Origin of the sequence: Burkholderia sp. BCC0322, assembly GCF_902833045.1 — a bacterium.
Lineage (GTDB): Bacteria > Pseudomonadota > Gammaproteobacteria > Burkholderiales > Burkholderiaceae > Burkholderia.
The window spans coordinates 456,981-480,786 of record NZ_CADFDU010000003.1 but is presented as its reverse complement, the minus strand read 5'-3'; the positions used below and the strand labels follow the sequence as shown (position 1 = coordinate 480,786).

Genomic DNA, 23,806 nt, shown 5'->3' with positions numbered 1-23,806 from the left:
CGCGCCGCGTCAGCCGGCCACGTCGATGCCGTCGAGCAGGCGCTGCGCGAGCCGCGGCTCGCGCAATTGCTCGAGCCACCACTGCAGCGCGCGGCCGTCCCGGTCGCCGTGCCACGCGACATACAGCCGGTTCGGCTCGCGCGGATCGGCTGTCTGTTTTTCGACGAGTTCGCCGCGCGCGAGCAGCGACGCCACGCGCCGGCGCGGCACCCAGCCGACACCGAGCCCGTCGCGCTGCGCGAGGATCTTCGCGCGCATCGACGGCACCGCGAGCACGGCCTGTCCGCCGAGCAGGCCATACGCGCGGCCGGCCGCGCGCCGCGACGAATCGGCCACGACGACCGCCCGGTGCGCGCCGATCACGTCCCGCGTCAGCGCGCCGGCCGCGGCGGCCAGCGGGTGGCGTGGCGACACCGCGAACACCCACTCCATCGCGCCCAGTTCGAACCATTTGAAGCCGGGAATCGCGGGCGGCTCGTTGGTCGCGCCGACCACCAGGTCCGCGCGGCCGTCGCGCAGCGCTTCCCAGGTCCCGCCGAGCACTTCGTGCGTGAAACGCAACGACACGCCCGAGTCGAGCGCATCGAATGCGCGGACGACCGGCAGCAGCGTGTCGAACTCCAGCACCTCGTCGCTGACGATCGACAGCCGGTCTTCCCAGCCGCTCGCAATCTGCCGCACGCGCTGCGTCAGCCGTGCGACGTCCAGCGCCAGCCGCGCCGCCTCGTCGGTCAGCAACTGGCCGGCCGGCGTGAGCTGCAGCCGGTAGCCGCGTCGGTCGAACAGCAGCGCGTCGAAGCGGGTTTCGAGCTGACGCGCCGCGTGCGACACCGTCGACGGCGCCTTGCCGAGCCGCGCGGCCGCGCGCGACAGGCTGCCGGTGGCACGGATCGCGTCGAGCAGCGCAAGTTCGTCTTCGGACAGCATGGGCTTGCTCCGGTTTGGGGTTGTCGTGGATCGTAAGGCAGAGGCGGGCCGAGGTCCAATCGGCGGGTACGGGCAGCGGACGCGAGTTGCGGGGCCACCCGGCCGGTTCGGCCCGCGCCCCCGATTGCTTGCGGCCTGGCGACCCGTGAAAGCGCCCCGCCAAGCGACCTCCGCGGCGGACTTCCGGTATGCTGACCGGCACAAAATCACGACATTCGAGGTAACCACTGCGATGGACATCGCCATCCGCATCGAAGGCCGTCACGACCTGACGGGGCAGATCTTCCGGCAACTGCGCACCGCGATCGTCGACGGGAGGCTCGCCGGCGGCGCGCGGCTGCCGTCGACGCGCGACCTTGCGAAACAGCTCGGCGTATCGCGCAAGACGACGCTCGACGCGTTCGAGCGCCTCGTCGCCGAGGGCTACCTGACTACCCGCGCGGGCGACGGCACGTTCGTCGCCGACGGCCTCGCGCGCGTGCCGCACGCTGCCGCCATGTCGGCGCCGTCGCTCGTCGAGGATACCCCGCGCATCGACGCGGTCGATGCGCGCGCGCTGTGGAACGACCTGCCCGATGCGCTCGCGATGCCGATGCCGCACGATTCGCCCGGCTTCGACTTCCGTGGCGGCGTGACCGACAAGGCGCTGTTCCCGTTCGACGCGTGGCGGCGCTGCCTGCATCACGCGCTGCGCCAGCAGATGCGCGGCCCCGCCCGGTACCACGACCCGGCCGGCGATCCGCAGTTGCGCGGCGCGATCGCGCGCTATGTCGCGTTCAGCCGCGCGGTGGCGTGCGGCTGGGACGACGTGCTCGTCACGCAAGGCGCGCAACAGGCGCTTGACCTGATCGCCCGCGTCGTCGTGCGGCCGGGCGACGTGGTCGCCGTCGAGGATCCCGGCTATCCGCCCGCGCGCGCCGCGTTCGCGTCGCTCGGCGCGACGGTGATCGGCGTGCCGGTCGACGCGCACGGGCTGCTGACCGAACGGCTGCCCGACGACGCACGCCTCGTCTACGTGACGCCATCGCATCAGTTCCCGCTCGGCATGCCGATGACGCTGGACCGGCGCGTCGCGCTGCTCGAATGGGCGCAGCGCCGCCGCGCGGTGATCATCGAGGACGACTACGACGGCGAGTTCCGCTTCGAAGGCCGGCCGGTGGAGTCGCTGAAGAGCCTGGATCGCACGGGCCTCGTCGCCTATGTCGGCACGTTCTCGAAGACGATCTTTCCGGAACTGCGGATCGGCTACGCGATTCCGCCGCGCGCGCTGCGCGGCGCGCTGGCCAAGGCGAAGCAGATCGTCGACTGGCACACCTGCACGCTGACGCAGGCGGCGCTTGCCCGCTTCATGCTCGAAGGCGATTTCGCGCGGCACCTGAAGCGCGTGCAGAAGCACTACGATGCCCGCCGCAAGATGCTGATCGCCCACCTGCGCGGCGAACTCGCGCCGTGGTTCGATGCGATCGTTCCAACCGCCGGCATCCACCTCGCCGCCTACCTGAAGCCGGGGCACGACGAAGCGGCGCTGGTCCGCGCGGCCCGCGCGCACGACATCGGCCTGTACGGCATCTCGGCGTTCCACGTCGGCGTGCCGGTGCGCGCGGGGCTGCTGTTCGGCTATGGCGGGATCGACACGCTGCGCATCGACACGGCGCTTGCGAAGCTGGCCGGCCTGCTCGGTTCGGACACCGTCGGCGGCGCGGCACTGGTTACCTGAATTTCCTCGAAATTGGCCATTCAAGCAGGCCAGCATGCGCCCTAAAGTAGGTCCTGTCGCGCCACCGTGCGCTCCAACCGAGAAAGGACCTGCCATGCAACCGCGCCTGAACTTCTACGCCGCCAGCCCGAATGCGATCAAGGTGATGCGCAACGCCGAGGAATTCCTCGCGAAGAGCTCGATCGAGAAGCCGCTCGCCGAACTCGTCCGCCTGCGCGCGTCGCAGATCAACGGCTGCGCGTTCTGCGTCGACATGCACACGACCGATGCGCGCAAGGGCGGCGAAACCGAGCGCCGCCTGGCCACCGTCGTCTCCTGGCGCGAAACGCCGTTCTTTACCGAGCGCGAACGCGCGGCGCTGGAATGGACCGAGGCGCTGACGCTGGTCGCCAGCAACCACGTGCCCGACGCCGTGTGGGAGGCCGTGAAGCCGCACTTCACCGACGAGGAACTGTTCGACCTGTCGATGCTGATCGCGACGATCAACTCGTGGAACCGCCTCGCGATCGCGTTCCGCAAGATGCCCGAGTAAGGAGACGACGATGATTCACGCAACGCGCCCGCGTCGCGCCGCCCTGTACGCGTGGCTCGCGGCCGGCGCCGCGCTGCTGCCGGCCGCCGCCGGGGCGCACGACGCCGGCGGCAACGTGCATACGATCATGCAGCAGGCCGTGCCCGAAGCGCCCGGCAAGCTCGCCGTCGTCGCGACCGTCGACTATGCGCCCGGCCAGGCTTCCGAAGCCCACCGGCACCTCGGCTCGGTGTTCGCGGTCGTGTCGAAAGGCGAAGTGCTGTCGCAGGTGAACGGCGGCCCGCTGCACCGCTACCGGGCCGGCGAAGGCTGGTACGAGGCGCCCGGCTCGCGCCACCAGGTGTCGCGCAACGCGAGTGCGACCGAGCCTGCGCAACTCGTCGTGTTCGGGCTGACCGGCGATCACGTGCCGCTGACGTCGCCGATCGACCAGTAGCCGCCTTTCGGGGGCGCGCGCCATTGCCCAGGCACGCGCCCTCGCTTCGCGACCGGGTCCATGCCGCCGGCGCCATGCCGCCGCCCCGCTCGTTTCCCCCGCCGATTCTCCATTAGCTGTTCCCTACATTCCTCCGCCGACTGGCTGCACCGTGCGGCGTCACGTCACCGCCTCGCCTGCCCGCGTCCCGATTCGACGCTCGCCTGATCTCGATCAATCCGGGCGAAAACCCTTCCTTGAAATTAACTAACTCATCAATTAGCGTCGATTTCATGAACGCGAAATCCACCGTCGCCAGGCCGCGCGGGCGCCGCCCGTCGGTCGACGATTTCGACCTGCGCGACCACATGCTCGACGTCGCGATGCAGTTGTTCGCCGAGCGCGGCATCGCCGCGACCACGGTCGCGCAGATCGCCGCCGCGGCCGGCGTCACGTCGGCGATGGTCCACTACTACTTCACGAATCGCGAGCAACTGCTCGACGCGATCGTCGAGGAACGGCTCGCGCAGGTCATCGCGTTCGTGTGGCGGCCAACCGAGCCGCAGATCGAAAACGACCCGTTCGCGCTCGTCGCCGAACTCGTCGACCGCTTCTTCGACGTCACGCACCGCATGCCGTGGCTGCCGTCGATCTGGCTGCGCGAGATCGTCCACGAAGGCGGGTTGCTGCGCGAGCGGATGGTCCGCCGCATTCCGCTCGAACATATCGGGCGCTTCGCCGAGCGCATCCGTGGCGCGCAGCAGGCCGGCACGCTGAACCCCGCGCTCGAACCGGCGTTCCTGTTCCATTCGATCATCGCGCTGGTGATGCTGCCGCTCGCGACCGCGAAACTGTGGCAAAGCGCGCGCGGCCTGCCGCCGATCGACCGTGACGTGCTGCACCGCCACGTCCGCGCGCTGCTCGGTTCGGGCCTGCAGCCGCCGGCCGCCGCGCCCCGCGCGCCGGCCCGCTCGCCACGGAGCCCGTCGTGAACACGGCCCGCGCGCTGCCGATCGCCGTGGCCGCCGCCGTCGCGCTCCTCGCCGGTTGCGAACGGCAGGCCAGCAACGGCACGACCTACCAGGGCTACGTCGAAGGCGAATTCGTGTACCTGTCGTCGTCGCAGTCGGGCACGCTTGCGCAGTTGTCGGTCGCGCGCGGCCAGACCCTCGCCGCCGGCGCACCGGCCTTCTCGCTCGAAGCCGTCAGCGAAACCGCCGCGCTGCAGCAGGCGCAGCACCAGCTCACGGCCGCCCGCGCGCAGCTTGCCGACCTGCAGACCGGCAAGCGCCCGCCCGAAATCGCGGTCACGCAGGCGCAGCTCGCACAAGCCGCCGCGCAGGCCGCGCGGGCCGCCGCGCAACGCGCGCGCGATGAAAGCCAGTACGCTGCCGGCGGCCTGTCGAAACAGCAGCTCGACGATTCGCGCACGGCCGCGCAAACGACCGCCGCGCAAATGCGCGAACTGCAGAAACAGGTCGACGTCGCGCGCCTGCCCGGCCGCGCGCAGCAGGTCGCCGCGCAGGCCGCCCAGGTCGACGCCGCGCAGGCGGCGGTCGCGGAGGCGCAATGGAAGCTCGACCAGAAGCGCGTCGCCGCGCCCGCCGCCGGACGCGTGCACGACACGCTGTACCGCGTCGGCGAATGGGTGCAGGCCGGCAATCCGGTCGTGCAGATGCTGCCGCCGCAAAACCTGAAGGTGCGCTTCTTCGTGCCGGAAGCCGCCATCGCCTCGCTCGCGCCGGGGCGCACGGTCGCGATCCGTTGCGACGGCTGCGCGGCCGACGTGCCCGCGCGCATCACCTATGTGTCGAGCGAGGCCGAATACACGCCGCCCGTGATCTACAGCAACGAGAGCCGGACCAAGCTCGTGTTCATGATCGAGGCGCGCCCGGCCGTCGCCGACGCGCCGAAGCTGCACCCGGGCCAGCCCGTCGCCGTGAGGGTGCCATGAACGTGCCGCCCGCACCGTATGCGATCGACGTCGATCGCCTGAACAAGCATTTCGGCGACAAGCACGTCGTGAAGGACGTGTCGCTGCGCGTCGCGCGCGGCGAGATCTTCGGCTTTCTCGGGCCGAACGGCAGCGGTAAGACCACGTCGATCCGGATGATGTGCGGGCTGCTCACGCCCGACTCGGGCAGCGGCACCTGCCTCGGCTACGACATCGTGCGCGACAGCGCGCAGATCAAGCGGCGCGTCGGCTACATGACGCAGCGCTTCTCGTACTGGGAAGACCTGTCGATCCGCGAGAACCTCGACTTCGTCGCGCGCGTGTACGGGATGCCCGACCGCAAGGCGGCCGTCGCGCGCGCACTCGACGGGCTCGGCCTCGCGAGCCGCGCGGACCAGCTCACGGGCGCACTGTCGGGCGGCTGGAAGCAGCGCCTCGCGCTGGCCGCCTGCATGCTGCACGAGCCGGCGCTGCTATTGCTCGACGAACCGACGGCCGGCGTCGATCCGGCCGCGCGCCGCGACTTCTGGGAAGAACTGCACCGGCTGGCCGCACAAGGGATCTCGGTGCTCGTCAGCACGCACTACATGGACGAGGCCGAGCGCTGTCACAAGCTCGCGTACATCGCGTACGGCGAACTGCTCGCGCAGGGCACGTCGGCGGAGATCGTCGCGTCGCAGGGGCTCGCGACCCGCGCGATCACCGGTGCGCACCTGAGCGAACTGTCCGCGCGGCTGCGCACGATGCCGGGCGTCGACCAGACGGTCGTATTCGGCTCGGCGCTGCATGTGAGCGGCCGCGATCGCGCGCGGCTCGACGCGACGCTCGCGCAGGTCGCGGCGCAAGCCGACGGGCCTGCCGCGCTGCAGGTCGCGCCGATCGACACCGGGCTCGAGGACGTCTTCATCTACATGATGGGCCGCGCGTCCGGGCCGCGCGGCGGAGCGTCGTCATGAACGCGTGGGCGCGCCTGCGCGACGCGTTCTCGGTCGCCCGCTGGTGGAGCATCGTGCTGAAGGAATTCCTGCAGCTGCGGCGCGACCGCGTGACGTTCGCGATGATCGTCGGCGTGCCGATCATCCAGCTCACGCTGTTCGGCTTCGCGATCAACACCGATCCGAAGCACCTGCCCACGGCCGTGATCGTCGCCGATGCGAGCCCGTTCGCGCGCAGCTTCGTCGCCGCGATGCGCAACTCCGCGTACTTCGACATCGTCGAGACGCTGCCCGACGAGGCGGCCGGCCGGCATGCGCTTGCACGCGGCGACGTGCAGTTCGTGCTGACCGTGCCGGCCGATTTTTCGCGGCGGCTGCTGCGCGGCGAGCGTCCGTCGCTGCTCGTCGAGGCGGACGCGACCGATCCCGTCGCGACCGCGTCGGCGATCGGCGCGCTGCCGGGCCTCGTGCAGCCCGTCGCGGACAAGGACCTGACGGGCCCGCTCGCCTACCTGAACGGCCGCCCGGCCGCATTCGACATCGTGCTGCACCGGCTGTACAACCCCGAGGGCATCACGCAGTACAACGTCGTGCCGGGCCTGATGGGCGTGATCCTGACGATGACGATGGTGATGATGACGGGCCTCGCGATCACCCGCGAACGCGAGCGCGGCACGATGGAGAACCTGCTCGCGACACCGGTGCGGCCGCTCGAGGTGATGACGGGCAAGATCGTCCCGTACGTGCTGATCGGGCTGATCCAGGTGTCGATCATCGTCGCCGCGGCGCGGTTCGTGTTCGACGTGCCGTTCGTCGGTGGCGTGTTCGCGATCTACCTGTCCGCGCTGCTGTTCATCGCCGCGAACCTGACCGTCGGCATCACGCTGTCGTCGCTCGCGCAGAACCAGTTGCAGGCGATGCAGCTCGCGGTGTTCTACTTCCTGCCGAACATCCTGCTGTCGGGCTTCATGTTCCCGTTCGCCGGGATGCCGAAGTGGGCGCAATTCATCGGCAACCTGCTGCCGCTCACCTACTTCAACCGCCTCGTGCGCGGCATCCTGCTGAAAGGCAACGGCTGGAGCGACCTGTGGCCGTCCATGTGGCCGGTCACGCTGTTCACCATCGTCGTGATGGGCGTCGCGCTGCGCTTCTACCGGCGGACGCTCGACTAGGCACGGCACCATGAAACCGGCTTCGCGTCGCCCCCTCCACGTTGACCGCGCTGCTCACGGCTGTGCGCTGGCCGCCGCGCTGCTCGTCGCCGGATGTGCGGTCGGGCCGGATTTCCACGCACCTGACGCGCCGGCCACGCAGCACTACACGCGCGGCGAGCCGCCCGCGACGACGGCCGCCGCCACCGGCGCGGCCGGCGACCCGCAGACGTTCGCATCGGCCGCGCACACGGCGCAACGCTGGTGGACGCAGTTCGGCTCCGAACCGCTGAACCGGCTCGTCGATACCGCGTGGCACAACAGCCCGACGCTTGCCGCGGCGCGCGCGCGACTCGACGAAGCACGGCAGAACCATGCGGCCGAAGCCGGCGCGACGATGTTGCCGAAAGTCGATGCGAGCCTGTCCGCCACACGCGAGCAAGTCGACACGACCGCGTTCGGCCTGCCCGCCAACCTGCCCGGCCCGGGGCCGTTCACGCTTTATGACGCGTCGGTGAGCGTGTCGTATGTACTCGACGTGTTCGGCGGCAACCGGCGTGCGCTCGAAGCGCTACGCGCGCAGGTCGACTACCAGTCGTACACGCTCGACGCCGCGCGCCTGACGCTCGCGGGCAACGTCGTCGCGACCGCGATCCTGCGTGCGTCGCTCGCGCAGCAGGTCACGCTCACGCGGAAGTTGATCGATGCGCAAGCGCAACAGTTGCGCATCGTCGAAGCGCGCTTCGCGGCGGGGGGTGTTTCGCAGGCCGACGTGCATGCGCAACGCGCACTGCTCGCGCAGACGCAGGCGTCGCTGCCGCCGCTCGACGCCCGCCTCGCGCAGGCCGGCCACCGGCTCGCGATCCTGCTCGGCGTGCCGCCGTCCGATGCCGTGCTGCCCGACCTCACGCTCGATGCGCTCGCGCTGCCGCGCACGCTGCCCGTCGCGTTGCCGTCGACGCTCGCGCGCGAACGACCCGACATCCGCGCGGCCGAAGCCGTGCTGCACCAGGCGAGCGCGAACGTCGGCGTGGCCACCGCGAACCTGTATCCGCGCGTGTCGATTTCGGCGGGGATCGGTTCTGAGCGCACGCGCATCGCGGATCTCGTGAGCGGGCTCAATGTGTGGAATGTCGGCCTTGGCCTGACGCAACCGATCTTTCATGGCGGCGAACTGCGCGCGAAGAAACGTGCGGCCGAAGCGGCGTACGACGCCGCGTTCGCGAGTTACCGGGAAACCGTGCTCGAGGCGCTGCAGCAGGTGGCCGATGCAATGCGCGCGGTCGAGCACGACGCGGCTGCGCTGCAGGCGAGAGACACCGCCGCGCAGGAAGCGGCGGCAAGCAACAGGATTGCCGGCGACCGTTATGCGGCAGGCGGGATCAGCATGTTCGACCTGCTCGATGCGCAGCGGCAGACGCTGCAGACGGCGCTCGACCGTACGCGGGCGCAAGCGGACCGGCTCGCCGATACGGCGGCGCTGTTTCAGGCGCTGGCGGGGAGCTGGACGGATGACGCGGCCAAGTGACCGGCGGGACGGGTTCGGTGCGAGCGTGACGCGCGCGGACCGTGCAGACCGGGGTGCAACAGCGCCGCGCATGCCGGATGCCGGATGCGGCGCTCCAAGCCTTGCCCATTTCCGTCCGATGCCGGAAACCGCCGCGCGCCGGCGTTGCGGCAATGGGGCCGGCCGCCAATAAAAAAACCGGCCCGAAGGCCGGTTTTCATACCGCATGCCGCAAGCGGCGCTCGCGCGCCGCGCGACATCAGAAGCGGTGGATCATGCCGACGCCGACGCCGATCTGGTTCTGCTTCGAACCCGCGCCCACGCCGTCGCCGATCGACGTCGTTGCTGCGATGATGCCGGTCTTGGCGTTGAACGTGTTGCCGCTTGCGTGCTGGTAAGCCTCAACCGCGTACAGGCCCGTGCGCTTCGACAGGCTGTAGTACTGCGACAGCGTGACCTGATGGTACTTCGCTGCGCTCGTGATGCCGTTCGACTGCGTTGCCGCCGTGTACGAGTAGCCTGCTGCGAAGTCCCACTGAGCGGCTGCCTTCCAGTGCAGCACAGCGCCTGCCGTGTTGAAGATGGCCGTGTTGCGGAACGACGAACCGACGCCCGGCGTGTACTGGACGTTCGAGTACGATGCCGAAATGTCCCATGCCGGCGTGAACTGGTAGCCAGCCGTCACAGCGATACGCTGCTGCGATTGCGCGGTCGCGTAGCCGTTGTTGATCGACGAAACTGCCGGCTGTGCGCCGTTGCCGCTCGAATCGAGGCCGTTCTGGACCGTCGAGTTCGCGCCCCACACGCCGCCGCCGAGCGTCGCGTTGTTGACCTTCTGGTAGCCGACCGCGATGCCTGCCGGGCCGTTCAGGTACTGGATCGCGGCGCTCCAAGTCGAGCCGCGGTTCGTTGCGCCTGCAACGCCGCCGAACGAGTACGAACCGCCGACCGTGAAGCCATAGAACTTCGGCGACATGTAGACGAGCGAGTTGTTCGCGCGGTAGCTGGTATCCAGCGAGTCGATATCGCCCGGGTGCGCGCCGTAATAGCCGGTCAGCCAGGTCGTCGGGCTGTACGGCGACAGCAGCGTGTAGTACGCGGTGTACTGGCGGCCGGCCGTCAGCGTACCGTACGTGCTGTTGGTCAGGCCAACCCACGCCTGACGCGTGAAGATGCCGTTGGTCCACTGCGACGAGCCGTTAGCCGTGTTGACGCCGGCTTCCAACTGGAAAATCGCCTTCGTGCCGCCGCCGAGATCTTCGCTGCCCTTCAGGCCGAAGCGGCTGCCTGCCCACACGCCGGTGGACATCTGCACCTTCGAGTGACCACCCGTGGTCGCGCCAGTCGCCGACGAGTTGTTCTGGTAAGCCAGACCGTTATCGACGATACCGTACAGGGTCACGCTGCTTTGAGCGTGGGCGACGGTAGCGGCTGCAAGGCCAGCTGCCGTCATGGCGAAAGCGACGCGCTTTTTCATTGATTCTCCGTCCTCAAAGAATGATTTCTTTTGTGGTGTGGTTTTATGACCTGACACATGTGCGAGTACATGCCGGCGCAATTCTGACGGATTACCGATTATTTCCCAACACGCGCAGTCGGTCATCGTATGATCGACGCAACGCGCGGGTTCACCAAGCGGTTACATAACACCTGAAAACGCTTACGCGGCGGGCCTCTCCGGCATTTCCCGGTGAAAACCCTAGCTTTACATTTTTACAGGTGCAACGCGACCGACGGATGTCGTCAGATGCCTTCGGCAACATACATCTTACAAATGCGCGACCGTGGTCGATGCCACGATTCACGCCGCCGCGAAGGATCGCTGACGTTCATGACACCCACGTTTCGCGAAACGAAATAATGAAAACGTTTTTAGTCGAGGCGCGGGAGATCGGCGGGAGCGGCCCGGCGAACGCGGGCCGAGGGGCGACACCGGCACCCGTCGTGCCGGCATCGTTCAGTGCGATTCAGCGCGTGGCCGGCGGCACGAGATGCGCGCTCACGGCATCGGCGAGCGCGGTCATGCGCGCGCGAATCGCGGTGTTCGAGCCGACCAGCGCGAGCGACGACGCCATGATCCGGTAGATGCGCTTTCTCGGCACCTTGGCCGGCTTCGCCGGATCGAGCCACGCTGCGTGGCCGGCCAGCAACTCGAGCGTCTCGAGGCCGATCATGATCGGCCACAGGCACGCGAGCCGCAGTCGCACGAAGCGGCGCGGGATCGCGAGCGTGTACAGGCACGCGTCACGATACTGGTCGAGCGTCACGCGCAGCAGGTCGACGAGTACGCCGCGCGCGCGCGCCGACGCATCGGGCGCCATCAGGTCGGCGACGCCGAGCCCGTGTGCGCGCAGCACGTCGTCGGGCAGGTAGCAGCGGCCGATGCGCAGGTCCTTTCCGCAGTCGCGCAGGATGTTGGTCATCTGCAGCGCCTTGCCGAAACGGATGCCCTTCTCGCACATGTCCGGCAGGTTCCAGCCGCGTGCGGCCGGCGTGTGCATGCCCGTCATGTCGGTCCAGAACTCGCCCACGCAGCCGGCGACGAGATACGTGTAGCGGTCGAGTTCGTCACGCGTCGGCAACGACGCGACCCGCCCCGATTGCTCGTCGGGGAACGTGCGCAGGTCGAATACCATCCCCGCCGTCAGCGTCGCGACGACCTTGCGGATCGAGGCGCGATCGGCGTCCGGCTGCGCGCGCAGCAGCGCGAGCATCGGCGCCATCGAGCCGAGCAGCACGTGTTCGTGCGAATCGGTCTGCATGCGCGTCACGTCCTCGAGCGCACGCGACAGCGCAACGCCGTCGCCGAGCCGTTCGACCTCGTCGCGCAGGTCGGTCAGCAACGCCGCGCGGCGATCGGGTGCGACGAGCGCCGTGTCGGCGATCGTGTCGGCTGCGCGCGCGAGCAGGTACGCGAGGCCGACCGGGTCGCGCATGCCGTCGGGCAGCACGCGCAGCGTCAGGTAGAAGGAGCGGGAAACGTTCTTCAGCAGGTCGCCGAGCAGGAATGCGGAATCGGTTCGAGTCGTCATGGGTCGGGGAAAATCGGCCGGCGCGGGCCCCGGACGCACACGGGCGCCGGGCGCCCGCGCCGGCCCGCGAGTCGCCGCATCGTCGCGCCAGGCGGGCGTCGGCCCCGACGCGGCGATGCAAAATTCCCGCAAGTTTAGTGCATCCGGCGCGCGGCCTGCCCGAGACGGCCGGAATGCGCCCCACATCGGGCCGCAGTCAACTGCTCTGCCGCCGGTATCGCGCCCTAAAAACATTCAAAAGAAAGGCGTAAGTAATACATATGTAATTATTCGATGCGACGATCGCGTCCCATTCGACTCCGTGCGACACGCCACGACGGCCGCACGCCGGAGCGATCGCCCCTTTCCGACTCTCGTTTCGAAGGTTCATCGACATGCTCTTCAAGCGCCCGACCTCCCTGCGCTACGTCCCGGTCGCCTGTGCCGCCGCGTTCCTGCTCGCCGCATGTGGCGGCGACGACGTCGCGTCCGATCCCACCCAGCCGATTTCCGCGAAGGTCCAGGTGGTCGGCCATCGCGGCGCGAGCGCGCTGCGCCCCGAACACACGCTCGCGTCGTACCGCAAGGCGGTCGAGGACGGCGCGGACGTGATCGAGCCCGACCTCGTGTCGACCCGCGACGGCGTGCTCGTCGCGCGTCACGAGAACGAGATCTCGGGTACGACGAACGTATCGACGCTGCCGCAGTTCGCGAGCCGCAAGGCGACCAAGACGATCGACGGCGCGGAGCTGACCGGCTGGTTCACCGAGGATTTCACGCTCGCCGAGCTGAAGACGCTACGCGCCCGCGAGCGCATTCCGCAGGTCCGCCCCGCGAACACCGCATACAACGACCAGTTCGAGATTCCGACGTTCGACGAGATCGTCGCGCTCGCGAAGCAGATGTCCGCGCAGACCGGCCGCACGATCCACCTGTATCCGGAAACCAAGCACCCGACCTACTTCCAGTCGATCGGCCTGCCGCTCGAAGACCGTCTCGTCGATGCACTGCTGAAGGATTCGTACACGGCGCGCACGGCGACCGTCTACATTCAGTCGTTCGAGGTCGCGAACCTGAAGACGATCCGCAACCGGATCAAGTCGAGCCAGCCGAACTGGAAGCTCGTGCAGCTGATGGACGAAGCCGGCCAGCGCCCGTACGACTTCGTGAAGGCGAACGACAAGCGCACCTACGGCGACCTGTCGACGCGCGACGGCATGCGCGAGATCGCGACCTATGCGAACGGCGTCGGCCCGTACAAGACGTCGATCATCGCGGTCGCCGCGGACGGCACGCTGCAGCAGCCGACGCCGTACGTGCGCTATGCGCACGAGGCCGGCCTCGTCGTGCATCCGTACACGTTCCGCCCGGAGAACAACTTCCTGCCCGCCTCGCTGAAGGATGGCGGCACGCCCGCCACGCGCAACACCGCCGGCTCGGTGCGGGAGATCCAGGCTTACCTGCGCGCGGGCATCGACGGCTTCTTCACCGACGATCCGGCCGTCGGCCGCACGGCCGTCGATACGTTCAAGCGCTGATCGCGCGGAACGTGCCCGGCGTGCTCGACGTGCCCAACGTGCGTTAACCGGGCGCGGCGTACGACGCGCCGCCGCGCCCGGCGGTACCGCACCGGTCAGATCACGTTGAAGTGATGTGTGCCGTCCCGCTTCAACTGATCGACCAGCCCGTACTCCCAGTCAAGATAGGCCTGCATCGCGGCCGCCGCGTTGTCGGTGCCTTCGTACGGGCGCCGGTAGCGGTCGACGCGCGGTGACGCCAGATGCGTCTCGCCGCTTTCGAGCGGCAACCCGGCCTCGATCCACGCTGCCGTGCCACCGGCGAGCACCGCGATTTCAGCCGAAGCCGGCAGCAGCGCGCGGGCATCGTCCGCCGCGAACCGCGCCAGCAGGCTCGATCCGCACGTGAACACATAGCGCCTGGCGGGCGGAATCACCGCGAACGCATCACGCAACTGCGCACGCACGGCGAACCACGCACCCGGGATATGGCGCTTCACGTAGTTCGCGCTGGCCGTCACGTCGACGATCGCCAGCTCGCCGGGTGCCGCTTCCTTCAGCCAGCCCGCGAGCGTCGCGGGCGACACATCCGTCACGGTCGGCGCCGCCGGCACGTCGCGCGGCGGCTGGCCGCGCTCGCCGAACTTCGCCGTACCGTCCTCCGGTTCGACGACACGCACGTCCCAGCCCATCTGCGCGAGCCACGACGCGGTCATGTCGGCGCGCACGCCGTCATCGTCGGCGAGTACGATCCGCGCGCCGCGCACGGCCGCGTGATGGTCGGTCTCCTGCACGAGCTGGCCGCCCGGCGCGCTCAAGAAACCCGGCAGGTGGCCGGCTTCGTATTCCTCCGGAGTGCGCACGTCGAAGCGATACAGCGTGCGGCCCGGCTCGCCGAGCGCGGCGACGTCCGCGAGCGCAATGCGCGGCACGCCCGCGCGTTCGGCCACCGCACGCGCCGCCCGACGTGCGTCGGCACGCTGCGTCGCGTCGATCTCGTCCGGAAAGCGTCGCGCGGCGCCGCGTTCGAGCGTCTGGCCCGCGAGCGTCCAGCCGATCGTGCCGTTGCGCAGCGCGGCGACCGGATTCGGCAGCCCCGCGTTCACGAGCGACTGCGTGCCGATGATGCTGCGCGTGCGGCCCGCGCAGTTGACGATCACCTGCGTCGCCGGGTTCGGCGCGAGCGCGCGCACGCGCAGCACGAGTTCCGCGCCCGGCACGCTCGTCGACGTCGGGATGTTCATCGTCTGATATTCGTCGAAACGGCGCGCGTCGACGATCACGACGTCGGCCTTCGCGTCGATCAGCGCCTGCACCTCCTGCGCGGACAGCGACGGCGTGTGCCGCTCGGCCTCGACCCATTCGCCGAACGACTTGCTCGGCACGTTCACGTCGATGAACAGTTCGCCGCCCGCGGCGAGCCAGCCCGCGAGGCCGCCGTCGAGCAGCCGCACGTCGGAGTAGCCGAGTTGCGCGAGTTTGGCCGCCGCGCGCGGCGCGAGATCCTCGCCGCCCGCTTCGCCGAACACGACGATCGGCGTGTCGCGGCGCGGAATCCGCGTCCACGCGTCGAGTTCGAGTTTCGACAGCGGAAAGTTGGCGGCCCACAGCGGGTGGCCCTGCGCGTACGGATCTTCCTCGCGTACGTCGATCAGCGCGATCTCGTCGCGGGCCAGCAGGCGCGCGCGCACGTCCTGGTACGACGCGACGGGAAAGCGGAAGGTGGAATCGGCGGATTGCGTCACGGTGTCTCTGTCTCGAATGCGTTGAAGTCGGTGAAGAAAACGGTACGGATGAATCTCGGGCCCGCCGGCGCGTGCCGGCGGGCAACTGCATCAGGCGTTCGAATAGCCGGACACGAAAGGCTTCACGGTGCCGTCGTCCAGGAACACCGCGCGCTCGACCTTGCCGATGTTCGCGCCATACACGTGGATGCTGATCGATACCTGATCCGCGAACGCGTTGGTCACGCGATGGACGTCGCCAATGCGCGGCGACACGGCCTCGATCTCGCCCGGCTGCAGCCGCACGGCGTCACCTGCCGGCACGGGCTTGCCCGTTGCGTCGAACCGGTACGGCTGCGAGAACTCGCCGCCGCGCAGCATCCCGATCAGCCCCCACACCGTGTGGTTGTGGATCGGCGTCGTCTGGCCGGGCCCCCACACGAAGCTGACGACCGAGAACCGCTCGTCCGGGTCGAGATGCAGCAGGTACTGCCGATAGCGTACGGGGTCGGGCTGCGCGAATGCGTCGGGCAGCCAGTCGTCGTGTCCGACGAGGGCGGCGAGCAGCACCCCGCCCTCGTCGAGGATGCGCGCCTCGTTCGCGCCGGACGCAAGCAGCGCGCCCAGACCGTCGACGAACGGCCGCAGCGGCGTCTGATGCAACGAAAGCGTACTCATCGGCTGACTCCTCGAATATGATGCCGAATATGATGGATCGTCATGATGCACCTGAAAGACCATGCAGAACAAACATGAAAATTAGCGATATCGACGCTTTTGCAGCGGTCGTCCGCTGCCAGACCCTGAGCCAGGCCGCGGCCGAGCTCGGGATGACGCAGCCCGCGATCACGCGGCGCGTCCAGAATCTCGAGGAAGCGCTCGGCGTGATCCTGCTCGATCGCAACACGAAGCCGCCGCGCCCGACCGACATCGGCCGGCAGGTCTTCGAGCAGTGTCGCGCGATCCTGCGCGAAGTCGATGCGCTGCGGGACCTGACGGCCGGCAAGCAGCCGCCCGCCGGCGAATTCCGGATCGGACTCACGCAGGGCCTCGGCGAGCTGATGTTGCCCGCGTTGATCGTCGAACTCGCCGCGCAGTGGCCCGCGCTCGCGACGCAGGTCACGACCGCTTGGGGCGGCATGCTGGTCGAGCGCGTCGCCCGTCGCGAACTCGATGCGGCGCTCGTCTTCCTCGCGCGCGAAATGGTGCTGCCCGCGCAGGTCGAGGGCGAACGGCTGCTGGCCACGCGGCTCGTCGCGGTCGGCCGCAAGGGTGACTGGCCGCGCCGCAGCTATCGGCTCGCCGATTGCCATGCGCGTGGCTGGGTGCTCAATCCGGACGGCTGCGGTTTTCGCGCGGGCTTGCGGCGCGCGCTCGATGCGCAGGGCCTGCCGATGCCGGTCACGCTCGACACCTACGGCCGTGACCTGCAGCTGCAGAGCGTCGCGAACGGTTTCGGCGTCGGGCTGATGCCATTGCCGCTCGTCGAAGGCAGCCCGCTGCGGGATGCGCTCGACATCGTGCCGCTCACCGATTTCAAGCCCCAGATCGATCTGTGGTTGCTGCGCCGGCACGATGCGGCCCGCTTCGACGCGCCGCTCGCCGCCATTGCCGCGCATGCGCGCATGGCGTTCGCCTTGCCCGAGCAGGCGCACGGCAAGGCTGCGTGACCGGACCGGGCGGCGACCGCATCGTGCGGCCCGATCGAGGTACGCACCCGCCCTGCTCCGCTCACGCATCGGCGCGGCCGCGTCCGGTCTCGTTGACCGGCGCCCGGGGCGTCTCCGCTTCGTCCTTCGCTTCGTCCTTCGCTTCGTCCTTCGCTTCGTCCTTCGCTTCGCCCTTCGTTTCGTCCTTCGTTTCGCCCCGGCTCACCGCTTCGAGTACCGCACGCCCCGCCGCCACCGCGATCGCATCGTCCTGCGGCGTATGCACGCGGCTGCACAGCACGTCGCGATAATGGCGTTCGAGCGGATTGGCGCGGCTCAGCCCGTGATTGCCCGACAGTTTCAACGCCTGCTCGACCACGCGGATCGCGTGCTCGGTCACGGTCCGCTTGACGAGGCCGCTCGTCGTGACCGGCGGGGCGTCGCCCGCGTCGGTGCGCGCGATGTGATCGTCGAGCAGCACGCGGTTCGCATGCAGCCAGCCCTCGATTTCGCCGACCGCCTCCTGCACGCGCGGCAGCGTCGCGAGCGGCGCGCCCAGCCCGCTCGGCGCACGCGTCGTCGCGAAACCGACCAGCCAGTCGCGCGACGCACGCGCCACCGCGTCGTACAGGCCGCCGAGCAGCGCGACCATCCACGCCTGCTGGTCGGCCTGCGCGTCGGCATCCGCATGGGTCGCGGCCGACACCGCCCATGCGTCCGGTGCGCGTACGTCGACCGCGTGATCGGCCGGCAGCCGAACGTCGTCGAACACGACCTCATGGCTGCCTGACGCACGCAGGCCGAGGTGATTCCAGCTTTCGATCACGCGGATGCGATCGCCATCCGCGTCGCGGTCGCGCGGCACGAGAAACACGCCGACCCGCGGCGCCGGTTCATCGGTGCGCGCCCAAACGGCCAGCCAGCGCAGCGCCGGAATCCCGGTGCTGTACAGCTTGTGACCGGACAACCGCCAGCCGTCGCCGTCGCGACGTGCAATGGTTTCCGGCAAGCCGCCGCGCGACGGCGAACCGAGCGAAGGCTCGACGCGCAGCGCGTTGATCAACGCGCCCTGGGTCACCGCGCTGTCGAACACCGCCCGCCGGAGCCGCGCCGGCCAGCGGTTGTCGGCATGGCCGAGCGCGCGATGCTGCAGGTACGTCATCGTCAGCACCAGCGCGGTCGCCGGATCGGCCCGGGCAACGGCGGCCACGATCCGGCTCGCCTGCGCGAGCGTCGCACCGGCGCCGCCATGCTCGGGCGGCACGACTTGCGCGATCAGCCCCGCGCGATGCAACCGCGCGACGTTCTCGTGCGGAAAGCGGCCGTCGACGTCGTTGCGGGCCGCGTCGGCGGCCAGTTCCGGCGCGAGGCGGTCGAGCAGCGCGGCGACACGTGCGTCGTGGGCGTCGGCATCTTCGGTCGACAGGAGGCGCAGCGAACGCGGCTGCGGCGACGGCGAGGAAGCGGCAAGGCTGGCGGACATCGAGACGGATTCCCTGGGTAAGACGGACAGGCGGCAACAGCGGCAATCGATCGCCACGCGGCGCGGTTTCTCATGAAGCCGGCGGTCTGGAACGCACCGTGCCGGATTCGCCGGCGCCCGCGCGCCCGATCGTTCGTGAGCCCACAGCGTATGCGCAGCGCACCCTCGCCCAAACCATGCAAATCTGATATTCAAATCGGGATTGATTATTTCCGTTTCGCATGATCCCGGCGTTAACCTGCGCTCCATTCCTGCCCGGCCACGTGCCGGGACGTCCCTGCACCGGAGACCCAGATGAGCGTCGAATTCATCGGCATGATCCAGAGCCAGAAGCAGTCGGAAATCCACCCGCCGTCCGGCCCTGTCGTCGATCCCGATTACGTGCGCGACTTTGCACGCGCCCACGAGACGGCCGGCTTCGACCGGATCCTCGTGCCGCACCACTCGACCGGCCCGTCGGCGACGCTGACGATCGCGTTCGCCGCGGCCGCGACCGAGCGCATCCATTTCATGCTCGCGCATCGCCCGGGCTTTACCGCGCCGACGCTCGCCGCGCGGCAGATCGCGACGCTCGACCAGTTCAGCCGAGGCCGGCTCGCCGTGCACTTCATCTCCGGCGGCTCGGACAGCGAGCAGCAGCGCGACGGCGATTTCCTCGACCACGACGCGCGCTATGCGCGCACCGACGAATACCTCGGCATCCTGCGGCGGATCTGGACCGAGGCGCAGCCGTTCGATCACGACGGCGCGCATTACCGGTTCAAGCAGGGTTTTTCGGAAGTGAAGCCGTTCCAGCAGCCGCATGTGCCGATCTATTTCGGCGGCGCATCGGACGCTGCGCTCGCGGTAGCCGGCAAGCACGCGGACGTCTACGCGCTGTGGGGCGAATCGCTCGACCAGGTGCGCGACCTGACGACGCGCGTGCGCGCCGAAGCCGCGCAGCACGGCCGGCAGGTACGCTTCTCCGTATCGTTCCGCCCGATCCTCGCCGCGACCGAGGACGAAGCATGGGCGCGCGCGCATCGCATCCTCGACGAAACGCGCCGGCTGCGCGAAGCGGCCGGCCTCGGCGCCGGCGGCCCGCAGCAGAGCGAAGGCGCGCGGCGCCTGCTCGCCGCGGCCGAACGCGGCTCGCGGGTCGACAAGCGGCTGTGGACCGAGATCGCGAAGCTCACCGGCGCACGCTCGAATTCGACGGCGCTCGTCGGCACACCCGAACAGGTCGCCGACGCGCTGCTCGACTACTACGACCTCGGCGTGACCACGTTCCTGATCCGCGGCTTCGATCCGCTGGACGACGCGATCGACTACGGCCGCGAACTGATTCCGCGCGTGCGCGGCGCCGTCGCCGCACGCGACGCGGCGCGCCGCGCGGCCTGAGCCCAACGGAGCCATACGCCACCATGTCCGCCGTCCTTTCCTCGCCCGTCCGTACCGCATCGGGCCTCGAACTCGCCGAAGCGCCGCGCCAGCATTTCTGGTTCGATCCACCCGCGCCGCGCATCGACATCGCCGCCGAGCGCCGTCACCGCCAGGAACGGCTCGCGGCCGCGTTCCGCCTGTTCGCACGCTTCGGCTTCGCACAAGGGCTCGCCGGCCACATCACCGCACGCGACCCCGAGCTGCCCGACCACTTCTGGGTGAATCCGCTCGGCGTGCATTTCTCGCAGATCAAGGTGTCCGACCTGCTGCTCGTCAACGCACGCGGCGAAACCGCGATCGGCACGCGGCCGCTGAACAAGGCCGCGTTCGCGATCCATGCGGCGATCCACGACGCGCATCCGCATATCGTCGCCGCCGCGCATACGCATTCGACGTACGGCAAGGCGTGGTCGACGCTCGGCCGCCTGCTCGACCCGCTCACGCAGGACGCCTGCGTGTTCCATGAAGACCACGCGCTGTTCGACGACTTCACGGGGATGGTCGTCGACACGAGCGAAGGGGCGCGGATCGCGGCGGCGCTCGTGAAGCCGGACCGTACCACGCACAAGGGCGTGATCCTGAAGAACCACGGCATCCTGACCGCCGGCCCGTCCGTCGAGGCCGCCGCATGGTGGTACATCGCGCTCGACAACGCCGCGCACACGCAGTTGCTCGCCGAGGCAGCCGGCACGCCGCAACCGATCGATCACGCGACCGCACGCCACACGCACGGCCAGATCGGCGGCCCCGAGGGCGCGCTGCATGCATTCGACAGCCTGTTCGCGCGCGTCGTCGCCGACGAACCCGACCTGCTCGACTGAGCGCCTTGTCGCACGACCGGAGACCAGACCAACATGACCCGAACCACCGCACCTGCACCCGCGCTCGCCGACGCGCACGACGGCAAACGCCGCACGCTGCTGCGCGCCGCCGGCGCCGTCGCGCTCGCCGCGCCCGCGATCACGCTGGGCCGCAAGGCCTGGTCCGCGCCGCCGCTGAAGAAGCTCACGTTCGCGTGGAACCAGAACGCGTTCTGCCTGACGCCGATCGTCGTCGCGCAGGAGCGTGGCTTCTTCGAGAAGAACGGCCTGAAGGTCGAGCTGATCAACTACAGCGGGTCGACCGACCAACTGCTCGAATCGATTGCGACCGGCAAGGCCGATGCGGCGGTCGGGATGATCCATCGTTGGCTCAAGCCGCTCGAAGCCGGTTTCGACGTGAAGATCATCGGCAGCTCGCATGGCGGCTGCGTGCGGCTGCTCGGCGCGAAGGCGGCCGGCGTGACGACGCTGCAGGCGCTGAAGGGCAAGACGGTCGGCGTCAGCGATCTGGCCGCACCCGGCAAGCATTTCTTCTCGATCCTGCTCGCGAAGAACGGGATCGATCCCGAGCGCGACATCACGTGGCGGCAGTATCCGGCCGACCTGCTCGGCGTGGCGGTGGACAAGGGCGAGATCCACGCGATCGCCGACGGCGACCCGAATCTCTATCTGCTCGAGAAGCGCAGCAACGGTGCGTACACCGAACTGGCGACGAACCTGTCCGGCGAATACGCGCACAAGGTGTGCTGCGTGATCGGCGCGCGCGGCGACCTCGTGCGCAACGACCGGCCGTCGGCCGCCGCACTCGCACGCTCGATCGTGCAGGCCACCGAGTTCACGCACGACAACCCGAACGAAGCCGCGAAGGTGTTCGCGAAGTATTCGCCGAAGATCAGCCCCGAGGACCTGCGCAAGCTCTACGCGACGCTCACCTACGATCACCACCCGACCAACGTCGACCTGCAGCAGGAAATCGCGTTCTACGCGGACGACTTCCGCCGCATCAGCGTGCTGAAGAAGAGCACCGACCCGCAGCGCTTCGCGCAGCAGGTCTATGCGAACGTGCTAGGGTGACGCGATGTCGACGATCGAACGCGCGCCCTCCGCGCACCCCGCGTCCGCCCCCTCCGGCGGCAGTGCCACAGCGGCCGCGGCGCGCGTCGCCTGCACGGCGTGCGAAGCCACGCTGGCCGCCGAAGCCCGCGGTGCGCGCACCTGGCCGACCGGCATCGCCGCCGCGCTCGCGTGGGCCGGGCTCGGCGCACTCACGCAGCTGTGGCCGAACCGTGTCGTCGGCTTCACCGACTGGGCGTACACCGACGAATTTGCCGTCGGCGCGTGGACGATCGCCGCGCTGTTGCTCGTCGCCGCGACGCTCGGCCATCTCGCATCCGTGACGCGCACGCGGCTCGTGCGCGTGCGCCCGGCCGGCCCGTGGCTCGTCGCGCTGCCGCTCGTGCTCGCCGCGTGGGAAATCGTCACCGCGAAAACCGGCTGGCTGCCGACCCCGTTCTTCGCGCCGCCGCAGGCGCTGATCGAGGTCTACGTCGACGACTGGCCGCGCCTGCTCGGCAGCGCAGGCAACACGCTGAAGCTGCTCGCGCTCGGCTTCGCGTACGGCGTCGCGGTCGGTTTCGCGGTCGGCGTCTTGATCGGCTGGTCGCGCCGGATCGGCTATTGGGTACATCCGGTGTTGCGCGTGCTCGGCCCCGTGCCGGCCACCGCGCTGCTGCCGCTCACGTTCTACTTCTTCCCGTCGAGCTATTCGGCGGCCGCGTTCCTGATTGCGCTCGCAACCGGTTTCCCGGTGGCCGTGCTCACGTGGTCGGGCGTCGCGAGCGTCAACAAGCAGTATTACGACGTCGCGCGCACGCTCGGTGCGAATGCGCGCTTCCTCGTGCTGCGCGTCGCGATTCCGGCCGCGCTGCCGCACGTGTTCGTCGGCATCTTCATGGGGCTCAGCGCGTCGTTCACGGTGCTGGTCGTCGCCGAGATGATGGGCGTCAAGTCGGGGCTCGGCTGGTACCTGAGCTGGGCGCAGGGCTGGGCATCGTACGTGAACATGTATGCGGCGCTGATCGTGATGGCGCTGCTGTTTTCCGGGCTGATCGCGCTGCTGTTCGCGGTGCGCGATCGCGCGCTCGCGTGGCAGAAAGGAACCGTCAAATGGTGAGCGCCGCCGGTCTCGAATCGTCCGTTGCCTCTTTCGTTGCCGCTGCGCCCGCCGTCACGGCGCCGCGCGGTGCGCGCATCGACATCCGCCGCGTGAGCCATGCGTTCGACGGCCCCGACGGCGCGCTGCCGGTGCTCGACGACGTCACGCTGTCGGTCGCGGCCGGCGAATTCGTCGCGCTGCTCGGCCCGAGCGGCTGCGGGAAGTCGACGCTGCTGCGCCTCGTCGCGGGCCTCGATGCCGCGCGGCAAGGCACGATCGCACAGGACGGCGTGCCGATCGAACAACCCGACCCATCGCGCATCGTCGTGTTCCAGGACCCGACGCTGTACCCGTGGCGGCGCGTGCGCGCCAACGTTGCGCTCGGTCTCGAGGCACGCGGCGTGGCGCGCGTGTCGCGGCATCGTGTCGACGATGCGCTCGCCCGCGTCGGGCTGCAGGCGTTCTCGAATGCATTCCCGCATCAGTTGTCCGGCGGGATGGCGCAGCGGGTCGCACTGGCCCGCGCGCTCGTCAACGATCCGCGCCTGCTCATTCTCGACGAGCCGCTCGGCAAGCTCGATTCGCTCACGCGGCTGACGATGCAGGCCGAGCTCGCCGCGCTGTGGCAACGCGACGGCTTCTCCGCGCTGCTCGTCACGCACGATGTCGAGGAAGCGCTGTTCCTTGCGCAGCGCGTGATCGTGTTCGGGCCGCGTCCGGCACGCATCGTCGCCGAATTGCACGTCGACCTGCCCTACCCGCGCCATCGCGGCGACCCGCGCCTCGCCGAACTGCGCCACGACGCGTTGCGGCATCTCGGGCTCGATGCGAGCTGGTAGATGCGCGGAGCCGTTCGACGCTGGGCCGCCGCGCGGCGGGAGTGGCG

Annotated in this window: 21 protein-coding genes; 15 read left to right on the top strand and 6 right to left on the bottom strand. The window is 69.4% G+C overall.

The annotated features are described in order from the left end of the window. Positions 1 to 9: 9 nt before the first annotated feature. A complete protein-coding gene (locus HWX39_RS12500) occupies positions 10 to 927 on the bottom strand; it encodes a LysR family transcriptional regulator (RefSeq protein WP_175968380.1) in 918 nt (305 codons plus the stop codon). Between the two features lie 232 nt (positions 928 to 1,159). On the opposite strand from HWX39_RS12500, the gene HWX39_RS12495 reads away from it, so the two are divergent. The 8 genes from HWX39_RS12495 (at position 1,160) to HWX39_RS12460 (ending at position 9,159) form a co-directional block, all read left to right on the top strand. Beyond that, positions 1,160 to 2,644 (top strand): PLP-dependent aminotransferase family protein, encoded by a 1,485-nt coding sequence (locus HWX39_RS12495; protein ID WP_175968379.1) that lies wholly within the window; start codon positions 1,160 to 1,162, stop codon positions 2,642 to 2,644. 94 nt (positions 2,645 to 2,738) lie between these two features. Further along, on the top strand, positions 2,739 to 3,176 hold the full coding sequence (locus HWX39_RS12490; protein WP_175968378.1) for a carboxymuconolactone decarboxylase family protein: 438 nt from the start codon (positions 2,739 to 2,741) through the stop codon (positions 3,174 to 3,176). Between the two features lie 10 nt (positions 3,177 to 3,186). Then, entirely contained in the window at positions 3,187 to 3,612 is a 426-nt protein-coding gene (locus tag HWX39_RS12485) for a cupin domain-containing protein (protein ID WP_175968377.1), read from the top strand. Positions 3,613 to 3,884: 272 nt separating this feature from the next. Beyond that, positions 3,885 to 4,583: a TetR/AcrR family transcriptional regulator gene (locus HWX39_RS12480; protein WP_175968376.1), complete on the top strand. Its 699-nt coding sequence runs from the start codon at positions 3,885 to 3,887 to the stop codon at positions 4,581 to 4,583. Then, on the top strand, positions 4,580 to 5,545 hold the full coding sequence (locus HWX39_RS12475) for an HlyD family efflux transporter periplasmic adaptor subunit (protein WP_175968375.1): 966 nt from the start codon (positions 4,580 to 4,582) through the stop codon (positions 5,543 to 5,545). Before HWX39_RS12480 ends, HWX39_RS12475 begins: the two co-directional genes overlap by 4 nt. Further along, positions 5,542 to 6,501 carry an ABC transporter ATP-binding protein gene (locus HWX39_RS12470; protein ID WP_175968374.1) on the top strand — a complete coding sequence of 320 codons (960 nt, stop codon included), beginning with the start codon at positions 5,542 to 5,544 and terminating at the stop codon, positions 6,499 to 6,501. Before HWX39_RS12475 ends, HWX39_RS12470 begins: the two co-directional genes overlap by 4 nt. Further along, positions 6,498 to 7,652 (top strand): ABC transporter permease, encoded by a 1,155-nt coding sequence (locus tag HWX39_RS12465; RefSeq protein ID WP_175968373.1) that lies wholly within the window; start codon positions 6,498 to 6,500, stop codon positions 7,650 to 7,652. Before HWX39_RS12470 ends, HWX39_RS12465 begins: the two co-directional genes overlap by 4 nt. Before the next feature lie 10 nt (positions 7,653 to 7,662). Further along, the gene (locus tag HWX39_RS12460) at positions 7,663 to 9,159 is read left to right on the top strand and encodes an efflux transporter outer membrane subunit (RefSeq protein ID WP_175968372.1); all 1,497 of its coding nucleotides are present in this window, start codon (positions 7,663 to 7,665) and stop codon (positions 9,157 to 9,159) included. A gap of 238 nt (positions 9,160 to 9,397) precedes the next feature. Here HWX39_RS12460 and HWX39_RS12455 read toward each other — a convergent pair whose 3' ends face one another. Together HWX39_RS12455 and HWX39_RS12450 are read right to left on the bottom strand one after the other, a co-directional pair. Further along, positions 9,398 to 10,615, bottom strand: coding sequence for a porin (locus HWX39_RS12455; RefSeq protein ID WP_175968371.1), 1,218 nt, complete (start codon positions 10,613 to 10,615; stop codon positions 9,398 to 9,400). Between the two features lie 490 nt (positions 10,616 to 11,105). Next, positions 11,106 to 12,170, bottom strand: coding sequence for a phytoene/squalene synthase family protein (locus HWX39_RS12450; protein ID WP_175968370.1), 1,065 nt, complete (start codon positions 12,168 to 12,170; stop codon positions 11,106 to 11,108). A 374-nt stretch (positions 12,171 to 12,544) separates the two neighbouring features. Between HWX39_RS12450 and HWX39_RS12445 the strand changes: the two genes are divergently transcribed. Next, positions 12,545 to 13,687, top strand: coding sequence for a glycerophosphodiester phosphodiesterase (locus tag HWX39_RS12445; RefSeq protein WP_175968369.1), 1,143 nt, complete (start codon positions 12,545 to 12,547; stop codon positions 13,685 to 13,687). A 95-nt stretch (positions 13,688 to 13,782) separates the two neighbouring features. Here HWX39_RS12445 and HWX39_RS12440 read toward each other — a convergent pair whose 3' ends face one another. Then, positions 13,783 to 15,411, bottom strand: coding sequence for a rhodanese-related sulfurtransferase (locus HWX39_RS12440; protein WP_175968368.1), 1,629 nt, complete (start codon positions 15,409 to 15,411; stop codon positions 13,783 to 13,785). A 90-nt stretch (positions 15,412 to 15,501) separates the two neighbouring features. Continuing rightward, positions 15,502 to 16,068 (bottom strand): cysteine dioxygenase, encoded by a 567-nt coding sequence (locus tag HWX39_RS12435; protein ID WP_175968367.1) that lies wholly within the window; start codon positions 16,066 to 16,068, stop codon positions 15,502 to 15,504. Between the two features lie 17 nt (positions 16,069 to 16,085). Here HWX39_RS12435 and HWX39_RS12430 point away from each other — a divergent pair, with 17 nt between their 5' ends. Beyond that, positions 16,086 to 17,060 carry a LysR family transcriptional regulator gene (locus tag HWX39_RS12430; RefSeq protein ID WP_175968366.1) on the top strand — a complete coding sequence of 325 codons (975 nt, stop codon included), beginning with the start codon at positions 16,086 to 16,088 and terminating at the stop codon, positions 17,058 to 17,060. A gap of 61 nt (positions 17,061 to 17,121) precedes the next feature. Here the strand turns inward: HWX39_RS12430 and HWX39_RS12425 are convergent, their stop codons facing one another. Next, positions 17,122 to 18,522, bottom strand: a complete 1,401-nt coding sequence (locus tag HWX39_RS12425) for an acyl-CoA dehydrogenase family protein (protein WP_175968365.1) — start codon at positions 18,520 to 18,522, stop codon at positions 17,122 to 17,124. 294 nt (positions 18,523 to 18,816) lie between these two features. Between HWX39_RS12425 and HWX39_RS12420 the strand changes: the two genes are divergently transcribed. The 5 genes from HWX39_RS12420 to HWX39_RS12400 are packed head-to-tail and all read left to right on the top strand — an operon-like array spanning position 18,817 to position 23,759. After that, positions 18,817 to 19,902, top strand: coding sequence for an LLM class flavin-dependent oxidoreductase (locus HWX39_RS12420; protein ID WP_175968364.1), 1,086 nt, complete (start codon positions 18,817 to 18,819; stop codon positions 19,900 to 19,902). A 23-nt stretch (positions 19,903 to 19,925) separates the two neighbouring features. Then, positions 19,926 to 20,765, top strand: a complete 840-nt coding sequence (locus tag HWX39_RS12415; protein ID WP_175968363.1) for a class II aldolase/adducin family protein — start codon at positions 19,926 to 19,928, stop codon at positions 20,763 to 20,765. Positions 20,766 to 20,798: 33 nt separating this feature from the next. After that, a complete protein-coding gene (locus HWX39_RS12410; protein WP_175968362.1) occupies positions 20,799 to 21,839 on the top strand; it encodes an ABC transporter substrate-binding protein in 1,041 nt (346 codons plus the stop codon). A gap of 4 nt (positions 21,840 to 21,843) precedes the next feature. Next, complete coding sequence (locus HWX39_RS12405) at positions 21,844 to 22,938, top strand: ABC transporter permease subunit (RefSeq protein ID WP_175968361.1); 1,095 nt, start codon at positions 21,844 to 21,846, stop codon at positions 22,936 to 22,938. Beyond that, positions 22,932 to 23,759: an ABC transporter ATP-binding protein gene (locus tag HWX39_RS12400; RefSeq protein WP_175968360.1), complete on the top strand. Its 828-nt coding sequence runs from the start codon at positions 22,932 to 22,934 to the stop codon at positions 23,757 to 23,759. Before HWX39_RS12405 ends, HWX39_RS12400 begins: the two co-directional genes overlap by 7 nt. Positions 23,760 to 23,806: the final 47 nt, after the last annotated feature.

What these genes read in the sequence shown, in the direction of transcription:
- HWX39_RS12410 (WP_175968362.1), top strand. Translation starts at nt 20,799, where the DNA reads ATGACCCGAACCACCGCACCTGCACCCGCGCTCGCCGACGCGCACGAC.
- HWX39_RS12425 (WP_175968365.1), bottom strand. Translation starts at nt 18,522, where the DNA reads ATGTCCGCCAGCCTTGCCGCTTCCTCGCCGTCGCCGCAGCCGCGTTCG.
- HWX39_RS12445 (WP_175968369.1), top strand. Translation starts at nt 12,545, where the DNA reads ATGCTCTTCAAGCGCCCGACCTCCCTGCGCTACGTCCCGGTCGCCTGT.
- HWX39_RS12490 (WP_175968378.1), top strand. Translation starts at nt 2,739, where the DNA reads ATGCAACCGCGCCTGAACTTCTACGCCGCCAGCCCGAATGCGATCAAG.
- HWX39_RS12485 (WP_175968377.1), top strand. Translation starts at nt 3,187, where the DNA reads ATGATTCACGCAACGCGCCCGCGTCGCGCCGCCCTGTACGCGTGGCTC.
- HWX39_RS12420 (WP_175968364.1), top strand. Translation starts at nt 18,817, where the DNA reads ATGAGCGTCGAATTCATCGGCATGATCCAGAGCCAGAAGCAGTCGGAA.
- HWX39_RS12430 (WP_175968366.1), top strand. Translation starts at nt 16,086, where the DNA reads ATGATGCCGAATATGATGGATCGTCATGATGCACCTGAAAGACCATGC.
- HWX39_RS12465 (WP_175968373.1), top strand. Translation starts at nt 6,498, where the DNA reads ATGAACGCGTGGGCGCGCCTGCGCGACGCGTTCTCGGTCGCCCGCTGG.
- HWX39_RS12405 (WP_175968361.1), top strand. Translation starts at nt 21,844, where the DNA reads ATGTCGACGATCGAACGCGCGCCCTCCGCGCACCCCGCGTCCGCCCCC.
- HWX39_RS12415 (WP_175968363.1), top strand. Translation starts at nt 19,926, where the DNA reads ATGTCCGCCGTCCTTTCCTCGCCCGTCCGTACCGCATCGGGCCTCGAA.
- HWX39_RS12400 (WP_175968360.1), top strand. Translation starts at nt 22,932, where the DNA reads ATGGTGAGCGCCGCCGGTCTCGAATCGTCCGTTGCCTCTTTCGTTGCC.
- HWX39_RS12470 (WP_175968374.1), top strand. Translation starts at nt 5,542, where the DNA reads ATGAACGTGCCGCCCGCACCGTATGCGATCGACGTCGATCGCCTGAAC.
- HWX39_RS12460 (WP_175968372.1), top strand. Translation starts at nt 7,663, where the DNA reads ATGAAACCGGCTTCGCGTCGCCCCCTCCACGTTGACCGCGCTGCTCAC.
- HWX39_RS12480 (WP_175968376.1), top strand. Translation starts at nt 3,885, where the DNA reads ATGAACGCGAAATCCACCGTCGCCAGGCCGCGCGGGCGCCGCCCGTCG.
- HWX39_RS12500 (WP_175968380.1), bottom strand. Translation starts at nt 927, where the DNA reads ATGCTGTCCGAAGACGAACTTGCGCTGCTCGACGCGATCCGTGCCACC.
- HWX39_RS12435 (WP_175968367.1), bottom strand. Translation starts at nt 16,068, where the DNA reads ATGAGTACGCTTTCGTTGCATCAGACGCCGCTGCGGCCGTTCGTCGAC.
- HWX39_RS12450 (WP_175968370.1), bottom strand. Translation starts at nt 12,170, where the DNA reads ATGACGACTCGAACCGATTCCGCATTCCTGCTCGGCGACCTGCTGAAG.
- HWX39_RS12495 (WP_175968379.1), top strand. Translation starts at nt 1,160, where the DNA reads ATGGACATCGCCATCCGCATCGAAGGCCGTCACGACCTGACGGGGCAG.
- HWX39_RS12455 (WP_175968371.1), bottom strand. Translation starts at nt 10,615, where the DNA reads ATGAAAAAGCGCGTCGCTTTCGCCATGACGGCAGCTGGCCTTGCAGCC.